General features: G+C 37.5%; 12 protein-coding genes and 1 pseudogene. 3 read left to right on the top strand and 10 right to left on the bottom strand.

The features are described from left to right. Window positions 1-42 precede the first annotated feature (42 nt). From ispD to ACIF8R_RS13315, 3 genes are all read right to left on the bottom strand, one after another. The gene (gene ispD / locus ACIF8R_RS13325) at window positions 43-759 is read right to left on the bottom strand and encodes a 2-C-methyl-D-erythritol 4-phosphate cytidylyltransferase (RefSeq protein ID WP_396481234.1); all 717 of its coding nucleotides are present in this window, start codon (window positions 757-759) and stop codon (window positions 43-45) included. Next, on the bottom strand, window positions 725-1,114 hold the full coding sequence (gene ftsB / locus ACIF8R_RS13320) for a cell division protein FtsB (protein WP_004701341.1): 390 nt from the start codon (window positions 1,112-1,114) through the stop codon (window positions 725-727). Before ftsB ends, ispD begins: the two co-directional genes overlap by 35 nt. 232 nt (window positions 1,115-1,346) lie before the next feature. Next, the gene (locus tag ACIF8R_RS13315; protein ID WP_396481232.1) at window positions 1,347-2,075 is read right to left on the bottom strand and encodes a sulfite exporter TauE/SafE family protein; all 729 of its coding nucleotides are present in this window, start codon (window positions 2,073-2,075) and stop codon (window positions 1,347-1,349) included. A gap of 266 nt (window positions 2,076-2,341) precedes the next feature. Between ACIF8R_RS13315 and ACIF8R_RS13310 the strand changes: the two genes are divergently transcribed. Next, entirely contained in the window at window positions 2,342-3,019 is a 678-nt protein-coding gene (locus tag ACIF8R_RS13310) for a YetF domain-containing protein (RefSeq protein ID WP_311070836.1), read from the top strand. A 98-nt stretch (window positions 3,020-3,117) separates the two neighbouring features. On the opposite strand, the gene eno is transcribed toward ACIF8R_RS13310, so the two are convergent. Genes eno through ACIF8R_RS13295 form a run of 3 tightly spaced genes read right to left on the bottom strand, consistent with a single transcriptional unit; the run spans window position 3,118 to window position 6,978 of the window. Continuing rightward, on the bottom strand, window positions 3,118-4,407 hold the full coding sequence (gene eno, locus ACIF8R_RS13305) for a phosphopyruvate hydratase (RefSeq protein WP_004701335.1): 1,290 nt from the start codon (window positions 4,405-4,407) through the stop codon (window positions 3,118-3,120). Between the two features lie 45 nt (window positions 4,408-4,452). Beyond that, window positions 4,453-5,310 (bottom strand): 3-deoxy-8-phosphooctulonate synthase, encoded by an 858-nt coding sequence (gene kdsA / locus ACIF8R_RS13300; RefSeq protein ID WP_000080538.1) that lies wholly within the window; start codon window positions 5,308-5,310, stop codon window positions 4,453-4,455. A 30-nt stretch (window positions 5,311-5,340) separates the two neighbouring features. Beyond that, window positions 5,341-6,978 (bottom strand): CTP synthase, encoded by a 1,638-nt coding sequence (locus ACIF8R_RS13295; RefSeq protein ID WP_396481230.1) that lies wholly within the window; start codon window positions 6,976-6,978, stop codon window positions 5,341-5,343. A 223-nt stretch (window positions 6,979-7,201) separates the two neighbouring features. On the opposite strand from ACIF8R_RS13295, the gene ACIF8R_RS13290 reads away from it, so the two are divergent. Further along, on the top strand, window positions 7,202-7,690 hold the full coding sequence (locus ACIF8R_RS13290) for an internalin (protein WP_396481228.1): 489 nt from the start codon (window positions 7,202-7,204) through the stop codon (window positions 7,688-7,690). 233 nt (window positions 7,691-7,923) lie between these two features. Next, window positions 7,924-8,769: pseudogene (locus tag ACIF8R_RS13285) on the top strand (metal-dependent hydrolase). A gap of 54 nt (window positions 8,770-8,823) precedes the next feature. Here the strand turns inward: ACIF8R_RS13285 and ACIF8R_RS13280 are convergent. From ACIF8R_RS13280 to ACIF8R_RS13265, 4 genes are all read right to left on the bottom strand, one after another. After that, the gene (locus ACIF8R_RS13280) at window positions 8,824-9,918 is read right to left on the bottom strand and encodes a YheT family hydrolase (RefSeq protein ID WP_396481226.1); all 1,095 of its coding nucleotides are present in this window, start codon (window positions 9,916-9,918) and stop codon (window positions 8,824-8,826) included. Between the two features lie 19 nt (window positions 9,919-9,937). Then, entirely contained in the window at window positions 9,938-10,654 is a 717-nt protein-coding gene (locus tag ACIF8R_RS13275) for an SGNH/GDSL hydrolase family protein (protein WP_396481224.1), read from the bottom strand. Window positions 10,655-10,691: 37 nt separating this feature from the next. Then, window positions 10,692-11,099, bottom strand: a complete 408-nt coding sequence (locus ACIF8R_RS13270; RefSeq protein ID WP_396481222.1) for a nuclear transport factor 2 family protein — start codon at window positions 11,097-11,099, stop codon at window positions 10,692-10,694. A 69-nt stretch (window positions 11,100-11,168) separates the two neighbouring features. Then, complete coding sequence (locus tag ACIF8R_RS13265) at window positions 11,169-13,193, bottom strand: FAD-dependent oxidoreductase (protein WP_396481220.1); 2,025 nt, start codon at window positions 13,191-13,193, stop codon at window positions 11,169-11,171. Between the last annotated feature and the right edge of the window lie 65 nt (window positions 13,194-13,258).

The following is a 13,258-nucleotide window of genomic DNA, read 5'->3' as shown; positions in this document are numbered from 1 at the left end:
TCTAAAAGTAAAAAATTACCACCTATTCTGTACATAAAAATCTTAATTTTGTGATTGTAAAATCAAGCGAGCAAGTTCTAAATCATCGGGGTAAGTAATTTTTATATTGTCAGAACGCCCCATGACCACCTGTACACTTTCTCCCATAGACTCAAGTGCACTCGCCTCATCAGTAATGGTCAAATTATTTTTTAGGGCTGTTTCTATTGCTTTTTTAAGGGTTCCAATTTTAGCAATTTGAGGAGTTTGAGCCTGCCACAACAACTCTCGACTCACAGTTTTGTCAATCTGCTGTTCTTTATTTACTTGTTTTAGCGTATCGCGCACAGGAATTGCCAAAATAGCACTTTGGTTTGTTTCAACTGCAGTTTTAACGAGAGCATTAAGGCATTCAAAAGTCACACAAGGCCTTGCAGCATCATGTACTAATACCCAATCATTTTCATCCGCAATCTGCAATAGATAACTCAAAGCATTTAATACTGAGTGCACACGTTCAGCACCACCACTACAAAAATGGGCTTTATGTTTATCCTGAAAAGCTAAAGTCGAGGCAAAAGTATCCTGTGCACCAATTGCCAAGACATAGCCACTTAGTGGAAGTTGAGTTAAACGTTTAACTGTATGCTCTAAAACAGTAGCTTCTTGAATGTATTGATATTGCTTTAATTCAGTTTTGGAAAACCGACTTCCCGAACCAGCAGCAGGGATAACCGCCCATAATTTAATCTGGGATGTCTGGGGATGGAGGTGTCTCATTAGTTTCCAAATCTACTTTAGCGTTCGGGTCAATATAAATAGGCTTATAATTGGTACTAATTGTACTCATTTGCACAAATGTTTCATGAGGCTTAACTAAACCAAGATCAAGACGAGCATGCTCTTCTATTGCTTCTGTACCATTTTTTAGGTCAAAAACCTCAGCTGCCAAAATGCGGTTTCGCTCTTTAAGCTCATCATTTACTTCGGCTTGTTGTTGGATTTGTTGCATAAGCGCTTGATGAGGAAAATAACCACCCTCACCTAACCAGAACTGATATTGCAATATAGCTACTAAAACAATAACCAGTAGCAATATAAGTTTGCTTGAAGTGGATCGAAATACTTCTAACATAGCATTAAGAGCTTTAATTAAAAACTTTGATTAAGTTTTTGTATTGTATGACAATTTACAAGCGACATGCAAAATACCTGCAAAATTCCTGCAAAACTATGAATGATCATATTACTTTAAATTGACCATTGTGACATGTTTCATTTTGTCAAAATTAAACTCAATTGGAAAGGAAAATAATGTTTATAAACACAACTGTTTATAAATCAATCTATGGATATAAAAGTTACTCTTAAGAATGAGTAAAAACTGCAAATATCATAGAAAAACCAGCAACTACTAACATACAATCCAACAATAAATTAAAAGTTTTCTCAGACATCTTTATTACAAAAGTTTTGCCAATATAGTTACCAATAATTAGAGAAAAACCAACAGCAACTCCCGCAATTAAAATATTTTTTTGTAAAACGCCTAGTGCACCAAAAGTTAAGCTTTTCGTTACGTAAATACCAAATGAAGCGGCTGCCTCTGTCGCCAAGAGAGCTCCTTTTGTTAAACCGAAACCATTAAAAACTGGGAGTAATAAGGGGCCTGTCGAGAAAACAACACCTGTAATGTAGCCAAGCACACCACCTGCAATAACCATTTGCCATGAACTAAATTTAAAACTATGGCGTTTGGCATAATGCCTAATCGGTATTAAACAGAAGAAAAATATACCTATACATAAGTTAGATAATACAGGTGACATGCCCCATAAGGTATTGGCTCCTAGTATCGTTGCTGGTATACCCAAACTAGTAAATAAAAGAAATGCTTTAATATTAAGTTCTTTACGCCACATCACTACACGTGAAATATTCCCCATGATTGCAGCAATCGCCATAATAGGTACCGCAAGTTTCGCCCCAAAAATATAAGAAAGAATAGGCAACAAAATAATAGATGACCCAGTCCCTACTACCCCACTAATCAGTCCTGATAGAACCCCAATAACAGCAAGTGCTACATAGATCATAGGCCTAACCAAAATAATTATTCTTAAGTATCTACAATAGTCTAGGTTTTAAAATCGTACTATAGCTCTCTTCTATTTTTGGCATTTAAAAATTTTTCAAAAATAATTTAATACCTATGAGCTTAGATGAATAATGCTTTTATAAAAACACATATTTCTTATACTTTTAACCAATAACTACCTAAAAAGTATAGTTTTTTAATTTTCATTTTGATAAGAATTTTAAATGTATTTTTGATACATATTTTAAATAAGTGAGAAAAAAGATGGATCTTTCTAATATTTTTATAGGTGACACGACGTGGCCCTTTGTTTTAGAAATATTAATTCGCTGTACTGTCATGTTCATTATCATTATTAGTTTTTTAAGACTATCTGGTAAACGCGGTATACGGCAACTCTCCTTATTCGAACTGGCTATCATTTTATGTTTAGGGTCTGCCGCTGGCGATCCTATGTTTACTAAAGATTTACCCATTGCCCATGCATTCGTAGCTTTTATAGTTATTCTTTCATTATATCGTTTTGTTACATGGGGGATGGTAAAGCATAAAAAAATTGAAAACTTGTTAGAAGGAAGAGCTCTTTGCGTCGTCAAAGATGGCCTTCTCGTTTATAAAGACTTCCAAAAACAGACATATTCTCATGACGAATTTTTCTCAGAAATGCGCCAGCAAAACGTAGAACATTTAGGTCAAGTCAGAACAGCACTGCTTGAATCCGATGGCATTTTGAGCTTACTTTATTATGAGGATGAAGATGTTAAATGGGGACTTCCTTTATTCCCAGATGCCTATCGTAAAGCTGATGTACTTAAAATTAATACTTTTTATTCTTGTATGAAATGTGGCGAGACTAAGGTTTTAAATAAACTCGATCAAGAATGCTCTCGTTGTCATCATCATAGTTGGGCTGAATCTCTAAAAACTCGGCGTTTAGGATAAATAAAAAAGTGCTATTTCTAAGAAGTAGAAATAGCACTTTTATTTTTAAATATTAATTTTTCATCAATATTTAAATAAGCAAAGCATTATTCAAAAGATTAGTTTAAACCTTTGAACTCAGCTTTACCGCGGTAAGCCGCTTTAGTCATTTCTTCAATACGAAGCAATTGGTTATATTTAGCAACACGGTCAGAACGGCAAAGTGAACCAGTCTTGATTTGACCTGCTGCTGTACCTACTGCTAAATCAGCAATAGTTGAATCTTCTGTTTCACCAGAACGGTGAGAAATAACAGTTGAGTAACCATTTGCTTTAGCAAGGTAGATTGCATCTAAAGTTTCAGTCAATGTACCGATCTGGTTATATTTGATCAGAATTGAGTTACCCACTTTCTCATCAATACCGCGTTGTAAAATCTTCGGGTTAGTTACGAATAAATCGTCACCAACTAACTGGATTTTATCGCCAAGAATTGAAGTTAAGTAGCTCCAACCTTCCCAATCAGACTCGTCAAGACCATCTTCAATCGAGATAATTGGATATTGGTTTACAAGACCAGCTAAGTAGTCTGCAAACTGATGGCTTGTAAATGCACGGTTGCCTTCGCCTTCTAAAACGTATTGACCGTTTTTGTAGAATTCTGAAGACGCACAGTCAAGTGCAAGCATCATGTCTGAACCAGCTTTATAACCAGTTTGCTCAATTGCTTGAAGAATTACAGTAATTGCTTCTTCGTTTGAACGAAGGTTAGGAGCAAAACCACCTTCATCACCTACAGCAGTGTTCAAACCTTGTTTCTTTAAAACTGATTTTAAAGAATGGAATACTTCAGCACCAGCACGTAAAGCTTCAGCAAATGAAGTGAAACCTACAGGCTCAATCATGAACTCTTGAATATCAACAGTGTTATCTGCATGCTCACCGCCGTTCAAGATGTTCATCATTGGAACAGGCATAGTCAAAATTGTTTGACCACGAAGATCTGCGATATATTGGAAAAGAGGGAGTTTCTTTTCTTCAGCAGCAGCGCGTGCAGCAGCCAATGACACAGCCAAAGTTGCGTTAGCACCTAATTTTTCTTTGTTTTCAGTGCCATCAAGCGCGATCATTGTGTTATCAATGTCTTTTTGCTCAAAAACTGATTTACCCAACAAAGCATCACGAATCAACGTATTTACGTTGTTAACTGCTGTACGAACGCCTTTACCTAAGTAACGTGATTTGTCACCGTCACGAAGTTCTAAAGCTTCACGAGAACCAGTTGAAGCACCAGATGGTGCACATGCACGACCAACCACCCCAGATTCTAAGATGACGTCTGCTTCGATGGTTGGGTTACCACGAGAGTCCAAAATTTCACGTGCACGAATGTCAACGATTTGGCTCATGAACAATTCCTCTGTTGAATGAATAACGCGATGCAAGTTCCTGCATCAATGAGTATCTAACTTTTTGAATCCTTTAACTAAAGTATCCAATTCTTTTAGTTGTGCCAAGAATGGCTCAAGCTGCGACAGGCGCAATGCAGATGGACCATCACATTTTGCTTTGTCTGGATCTGGATGAGACTCTAGGAATAATCCCGCTAAACCTGTTGCCATACCTGCGCGCGCTAAAGTTGTAATTTGAGCACGACGACCACCAGCTGAGTCAGAACGACCACCCGGAGTTTGTAAAGCATGAGTCACGTCAAAGAATACAGGTACATTCATTTCTTTCATGATGTCAAAGCCAAGCATATCTACAACTAAATTGTTATAGCCAAATGCTGAGCCACGCTCACAAAGAATAAGTTTGTCATTTCCAGCTTCTAAACATTTATGCAAAATATGGCGCATTTCATGAGGAGCCAAGAACTGTGCTTTTTTAATGTTGATAATAGCTTGTGTTTTCGCCATTGCTTCAACAAGATCAGTTTGACGACTTAAGAAAGCTGGAAGCTGGATAATATCAGCGACTTCGGCAACTGGTGCTGCCTGATATGGTTCATGAACGTCAGTAATAATTGGCACATTAAAATGTTTTTTAATGTCGCCTAACCATTCAATACCTTTTTCAAGTCCAGGACCACGGAATGAATGCAAACTAGAACGGTTTGCTTTATCAAAGCTCGCCTTAAATACATAAGGAATATCTAGACGTTTACAAATATCAATATAAGTTTCAGCAATTTCAAAAGCTAAATCTTTTGACTCAAGTACGTTCATTCCGCCAAATAATACAAATGGCAAATGATTTGCCATTTGTATATCGCCTAAACGTACAACTTCTTGTGGTTTTAATTGTGACATTTAAACTTTCCCAGTTTATTTAAAATCGCATTACTTACTTTTTTGATGCTGTGTTTTCGCAGCGTCAATAAAACTAGCAAATAATGGATGTCCATCACGTGGTGAACTTGTAAATTCCGGGTGGAATTGTACAGCAATAAACCAAGGATGGTCAGGAATTTCTACAGTTTCAACTAAATGTTGTGCTGAAGAATAACCTGAAATCTTCATGCCCGCTTGTTCAATCGCCTCAATGAAACGATTATTCATTTCATAACGGTGACGATGACGTTCAGTGATCTCAGCTTTTCCATAGACTTCACGTGTTTTTGTGCCTTCAACCAATTCAGATTTTTGTGCACCTAAACGCATTGTTCCGCCCAAGTCAGACTCAAGACTACGTTGTTGTAATTCACCACGCTCATCTAACCATTCAGTAATTAAACCAATGAGTGGATATTTTGTAGAGCGGTTAAATTCTGTAGAAGAAGCTTCTGACATACCTGCAACATGGCGAGCATATTCAATAACAGCCAATTGCATACCTAAACAGATTCCTAAGAAAGGAATACGATTTTCACGTGCGTATTGAATAGCTTTCATTTTGCCTTCAGTACCACGCTCACCAAAACCACCTGGAACTAAAATTGCGTCAGCTGTACTTAAAATAGATACGTCTTGGCTTTCAAGCTCTTCAGCATTGACATAATCAATTTGTACTTTTACGCGATTTTTAATACCTGCATGTAACAATGCTTCGTTTACAGATTTATAAGCATCTGGTAACTCAACATATTTACCAACCATAGCTACACGTAAAGTGTATTCAGGGTTCAGTAATGCTTCGACTACATTGTCCCAATCCTCTAGATTTGCTTCTGGAAGATCATTAAATCCAAAACGTTCACAGATCAAGTCATCAACGTTTTGTTCATAGAACGTACGTGGAATTTGATAAATCGTTTTCGCATCTTTACATACCACTACAGCGCGTGCTTCTACGTTAGTGAACAATGCAATTTTGCGTTTAGTATCAACATCAACATCATATTCAGTACGACAGATCAGAATATCTGGCTGAATACCAATTGAAAGTAACTCTTTTACAGAGTGCTGAGTTGGTTTAGTTTTTAACTCTGCTGCCGACTTAATATATGGCAACAAAGTTAAATGCATAAGCATGGTACGTTTATGACCAAGCTCAACCATTAACTGACGAACCGACTCCATGAACGGTAATGATTCGATATCACCTACGGTGCCACCAATCTCTACGATAGCAACATCGTAGCCTTCACCTGCGCGAAGAACACGTTCTTTAATATTATCGGTAATATGAGGAATAACCTGAACTGTACCACCTAAGTAATCACCACGACGTTCTTTATTTAAAACGTCTTGATATACACGACCACTCGTAAAGTTGTTTAGCTTGGTCATTTTCGCGCGACGTAAGAAACGTTCGTAATAACCCAGATCCAGATCGGTTTCTGCACCATCTTCGGTAACAAAAACTTCACCATGCTGGAATGGGCTCATTGTCCCTGGATCGACATTAATATAAGGATCCATTTTAACCATTGTGACTTTTAAGCCACGAGCTTCCAAAAGTGCAGCAACAGAAGCAGCAGAAATACCTTTACCTAGCGATGAAACCACACCACCAGTGACAAAAATAAAATGGGTCATTAAGTTTCTCGTACAATCAAGCCGAAATCGGCCTACAATGTTTGGCAATTTTACTGTACTCTGCCCCTATAAAGCAAAGTCAAACCGCATCAATTCAAAGAACAATAAACAACTGGTTATTCTATCAGCATTTTTAACAAAAAATTAGCTCAATCTGACATGATTTTTTCATTGCTATTTACTGTTATAATGCCAACTCCTCAATTAAATGTTGTTTTGGGCAATGGCAAATAAAAAACTTTTAATCTGTGCTGCAATTGCGGCTGGACTATTGTTAACCGCATGCGTTAAAAAAGAGACACCGAAAGAAGAAGAGCAAGACAAGGTTGAAACTGCTGTTTCAGAACCTCAACCAGCGAAGCCTGCAAAATTTGAATCTTTAGAGAGTGTAGACTCTCACCAAGAAGCTCAAATTCCAGCGCAACCACAAGTTGAAGTTCAGCGTGAAGAAACTACCAATACTACAACTGAAATTCGTCGTGAAACTCGTCCTGCGCATTCTGCTGAATCTTCACAGACAGAAGTTGCTGAACAACCTAAATCTGAGACACCTAAAGTAGAACCAAAACCTGAAAAAAAACCTGAGCCTAAAGCAGAACCAAAACCTGAAAAAGCTCAGTCGAAACCTGCTAAGGCAACTGAGCCTGCAAAGACAGAAGATGACGCAGTTGCTGCTGCTATTGCTGCTGCAACACCAGCACTTAAAAACTAAGCTTCTGTTCAATAATGCCCAAATTAACTATTTAATTTGGGCATTTATATAATATTCATAGTATAAATAAATTTAATCCCTTTCTTTTTTATCTTTAAAGCTCCCCTGTCTGTCATTTTAGGACAATCTATTTTCAATCATTCAAAAATCATTGACTCCAATCTTGTCTGCTTATACTTTTTACATCAAGTTCCTTTTTAGAACTTAAATTAAAAGAAGATTGGAGCAAGAAAATGAATACAGCTTTAAACCGTATACCGGCCTCTTTTCCTGTGCGTCGCATGGATTACAATTTTGAGAATATTCCACGTTATTGGTGCAATAATGAGCCTTCACTCACCCACTATTTCACAGGTCTTTCTACTTTGTTTCCCGAAGGAGAATCGTATTTTGTTAGATCTGTGCGTGCTTTACGTGCTAAAGCTAAAGAAAATAAAATTTTAGACAGAGAAATAGGTGCATTTATTGGTCAAGAAGCGATGCATTCTAAAGAACATCATGCTTTCCATGTCAGTGCGCAGCAATATGGTTTAAATCCAGAGTCATTAGAAAAAGCGACAGGCATTGTTCTTAAAGCTATTGAGAAAGTTTTTAGTAAAAAATGGAATTTGCTTGTAACAGTAGGTTTGGAACACTACACAGCAGTACTGGTAGTCAGCATGATGTAATCAGTAAATGAGCTTATGACTGATACAACTATTCGTAACTTATGGTTATGGCACAGTGTAGAAGAAACCGAGCATAAAGCTGTTGCATTCGACTTATATCAACATTTATATGGCAATGGATTAGGTGCTTATATTCCACGTATTTCAGTTTTTACCTTTAGCTTAATTCTCATTACCACTTTTTCAACCATTTACCAAATTGTTTTAATGAAACGGGATAAGCAACTGACCAACTTCAAAACTTGGCGCAATTTTTTTAGCTTTGCTAGCAAACAATATAAAGTTTTGATTCCTAAATTTCTTGAATATTATCGTTTTGATTTCCACCCCAACCAAACAGATGAAAAAGCTTTAGTTGCTGCCACTAAAATAAAAATTGGTATAAATGATAACACTCCACTCTTATCTTAAGAGGTAAAAAATAAAGCCCAGACTTTGGGCTTTATTTATGCATTTGATGATTGTCTATTTATTACGTTCAATTAAAAAATAATCAGACATCAAACGTGCGGCCCATGACGTGCTACGCCACCCTTCATAAAATGCGCAATGACTTCCTTTTTTAGTTGTCACTACAGCCACCGTACTCATTTGCTGAATTGGCTCTTTGTAAGGCTCTAAATTTTTGATAGAACAAACAGGGTCATCTTCCGCGTTCAGAATCATTAATGGAATTTTAATATTCTCAAAAACATAAATCGGGTTAATAGATTTACAGTAAGTCTCATAATCTTGAAAACCAGCCATTTCAAAGTATTCTTTTTCAAATTCTTCTAAATTGGTTGTCGATAAGACTTTTTCTAAAGATGCTATTTTGCTCCACGTATTTTGATACGGATAAATAAAATACTTAAAGAGCTTTTTAGTCATCATTTTACTGTAAAAAGGATGAACATTTTTAAAACCAATTTCAGTGTTATAACCTGGGCACATCGCAAAAGCAGCTTTAAAAGGTGTATCTTCACCTTGTTCACCCAAATAGCGAACAAGCAAACCTGTACCTGCTGATGAACCTACTGCATATAAGTCCGATGCCGGAAATAGACTTTGAATATGATTAAGCTGTTCTTTTAAATCACTCGTAGATCCAAAAAGAGAAATTTGCGGCACAGGCATTGGCAATCCAGCGTGACCACGGCGTAGACACAGTGCAATTCGCCAGCCTGTATATTGATTTAAATCACGTACCAACTCACGCATACTCTCAGGTGTACCTGTAATGGTATGCATAATTACAACCGTTGGTGTATCTGCTGGTAAATTGTAACCATACCAAGCAATTGCTGTAACACCACCATCATTCATAGTGAGTTGATCAATACGGTCATATTCCAGCTTTATTGTCTGTTTTCTAATAAGATCAAAATAAAGTAAATGGACATGACTGTTCGTTAACCAAGGCGTAGGACGGTATTTCTGTTTAAGTTGAGGGAGCTTATCCAAAATATCTTTAATTTGTCCTTGAGGATCATAATAAACTTTTGGATGCTCAGCACCTACCACTAAATCGAACAGCTCTGAACCGAAATCTTTAATTTTATTAAAAACAGATATGCCCATATCCAATGACTACCTATGACTATGAGTTAAATGATTGCCGTACCAAAACAGCAACCTGCCTTCCCCAAATTGCGTAAACTTCTTTACTTGGATGAAAACCATCACTTGCCATTGGCAAATTCATGGCTTGAAAAGTTTTAATATCGTATTGAAGAAACTCAAATTGGCTCTGTGTCGCCAACCATTGTTGTAATTTTTGATTCATTTGCTCTGCATATTGCCCAAACAACCAAGCCAAAGGATTAGGTAAAGCTGGGAAATGTTGCATTGGAGGCACGCCAGAAACAATAATCAGCTTTGGCTGAAATCGTTTCTGAATATGATCAAATAACTGCTTCTGTTGTTTGATCCATGATTTAGCAGAGGTCAGCTTTGTGACATCGTTTACACCAATAGATGTCACAATCACATCATACTTCTGCTCTTCTAAATGCTGCAAAGCATTAAAAACTTGTCGAGTTGTATCACCAGTTTTAGCATGAAGTTTCCATTGCAGGGAAAATTCATTTTGCAGTTCTTGAATAATAGCACCAGACAAGGCATCTTTCTGATTTTCTACACCGACACCTGCTGCGGCAGAATCTCCCAAAATAAGCAGGGATAAAGGCTTGCCTTGACCAATGCAACCTTCTCGTTCACCTTTGGCTTCTGCTAAACGTGGCGTGTTCTTTCGAACTTTACTGCCTTGTACAAATAATACGGGCAATAAAAGCAATGTTGAAAGTTTTAACCACATTTTATATACCTCAATACTCTTAGGCTATTTAACAAAATTATTGAGGTTTAAATTGAGCTATTCTTATACCCATTTGCTCAGCTAATGCAGCTAAACCACTCATTGGACGAATCATTACTTCAAAATCAATAATTTTACCGTGCTCATTAAAACGGATCATATCAATCCCTTTTAATGATTTATCACCTACATTCGCACTAAACTCTAGCACTACATTTTCGCCATCTTCCGTGTAAAACTCACGATGATATGTAAAGTTCTCGAATACCTGAATTACATTGGTGAGAATAAAGAAAACAACTTGTCTTCCCTCATAAGGCTTATAAGCGACTGGTGAACGGAAAACGACTTCATCTGCCAGCAAATCATTTAAGTTCGATAAGTCATTTGACTGAATCATGTGGTGCCATTTTTCTAATGATTGTTTCGTTATTTCAAGTGTCATTTTTCTTTTCCTTCAAATTGGTTTTAATAGTGAGCATTCTCTTATTCAAGACAATGCTCACCTCACTCATTAAAGAACCGCTGCTAGTTCAGCACCTTGACGAATAGCACGTTTAGCATCCAACTCACCTGCTTCTTTAGCACCACCAATCAAATGAACATTTTTGCCATCTGCTTTTAATTGGTCATACATAGCAGTAAATGATTCTTGACCCGCACAAATCACCACGTTATCAACCTCAAGTACTGTTGGTTTTCCGTCAACAGTAATATGAAGACCTTGATCATCGACTTTGTCATACTGTACGCCTGCCAACATTTTCACATTTCTGTTCTTAAGCCCTGTACGGTGAATCCAACCAGTCGTTTTACCTAGTCCCGCACCGACTGAAGAAGCTTTACGCTGTAACAAATAGATTTCTCGTTCAGAAGCTTCAACTTTTGGCTGCTTTAAACCACCAACATGTTCATAGTGAGTGTCAATCCCCCATTCTTCATAGAACTTTTCAGGATTTAAACTACCACTTTCACCTTCATGGGTTAGGTACTCAGCTGTATCAAAACCAATACCACCCGCACCAATAATGGCAACACGCTGTCCTACTGGTACACGCTCTTTAAGCACTTGTAAGTAGCTCAATACTTTTGGATGATCAATACCTTCAAATTGTAATTGACGAGGCGTTACACCCGTTGCAACTACAATCTCATCGAAGCCTGATTGACTTAACTCTTCATAAGTTGCCTTATGATTTAATACAAGCTCAATGTTTGGGCGTAATTCAATTTGACGATTAAAATAACGTAGTGTTTCGTAGAACTCTTCTTTACCAGGTACAGTTTTAGCGATATTAAACTGACCACCAATTTGATGGCTTGCTTCAAAAATTTTAACTTGATGTCCGCGATCTGCTGCATATACAGCAAAACTGAGACCTGCTGGCCCTGCCCCAATGACAGCGATATTCTTCTGATTTTGAGCTTCTTTAAAAATCAGTTCAGTTTCATAACATGCACGAGGGTTAACAAGGCATGTTGCGATTTTCATAGAGAAAATGTGGTCGAGACAAGCTTGGTTACAACCAATGCACGTATTGATTTCATCACTACGGCCTTCACTGGCTTTTAAAACAAACTCAGGATCTGCAAGCATTGGACGTGCCATTGAAACCATATCAGCATGACCCGATGCTAATACATGCTCAGCCATTTCAGGTGTATTAATACGGTTTGAGGTAATTAATGGAACTGAAACTTCGCCTTTTAATTTTTCAGTGACCCAAGTAAATGCAGCTCTTGGTACTTTTGTAGCAATTGTTGGAATACGGGCTTCATGCCAACCAATACCCGTATTAATAATCGTAGCACCAGCTTTTTCAATCACCTTAGCAAGTTGAATCACTTCTTGTAGAGTTGAACCGCCTTCAACTAAATCAAGCATTGATAAACGGTAAATAATAATAAAGTTTTCACCAACTATTTCACGTGTGCGTTTTACGATCTCAATAGGAAAACGAATGCGGTTTTCATAGCTACCACCCCATTCATCGTCACGATGGTTTGTTCTGGCTGCAATAAATTCGTTAATTAAATAACCTTCAGAGCCCATAATTTCAACGCCGTCATAGCCGGCATATTGAGCAAGCTTCGCACAGTTTGCAAAGTCATCAATGGTTTGTTGAACCTCAACAGAAGTCATTGCTTTAGGTTTAATTGGGTTAATTGGTGCTTGAATTGCCGAAGGTGCGACAATTTCTGGCTGATAAGAATATCGGCCTGTATGTAATATTTGTAATGCAATTTTCCCGCCAGCAGCATGGACGGCTTCGGTAATGACTTTATGTTTTTCGGCTTCTTCTGTGCTATCCAACTTAGAAGCATGAGCAAAGGTTAAACCTGCTTCATTTGGCGCAATACCACCAGTTACGATTAATCCAACATCCCCTTTAGCACGTTCCGCATAAAAAGCTGCCATGCGCTCATAACCACCGGGCGCCTCTTCTAGGCCAATGTGCATAGACCCCATCAATACGCGATTTTTTAATGTCGTAAAACCTAAATCTAATGGTTTTAATAAATATGGATATAACGACATAACAACTCCTTGGCTTGCTAATCTGCTTGCTTAATGCAACTTGTTGCACAAATTTATAATCAAAT

Origin of the sequence: Acinetobacter sp. ABJ_C4_1, assembly GCF_044538495.1 — a bacterium.
GTDB lineage: Bacteria > Pseudomonadota > Gammaproteobacteria > Pseudomonadales > Moraxellaceae > Acinetobacter > Acinetobacter nosocomialis_A.
Note: the sequence above shows the minus strand (reverse complement) of the source record. Positions and strands in the feature narration are given on the sequence as shown.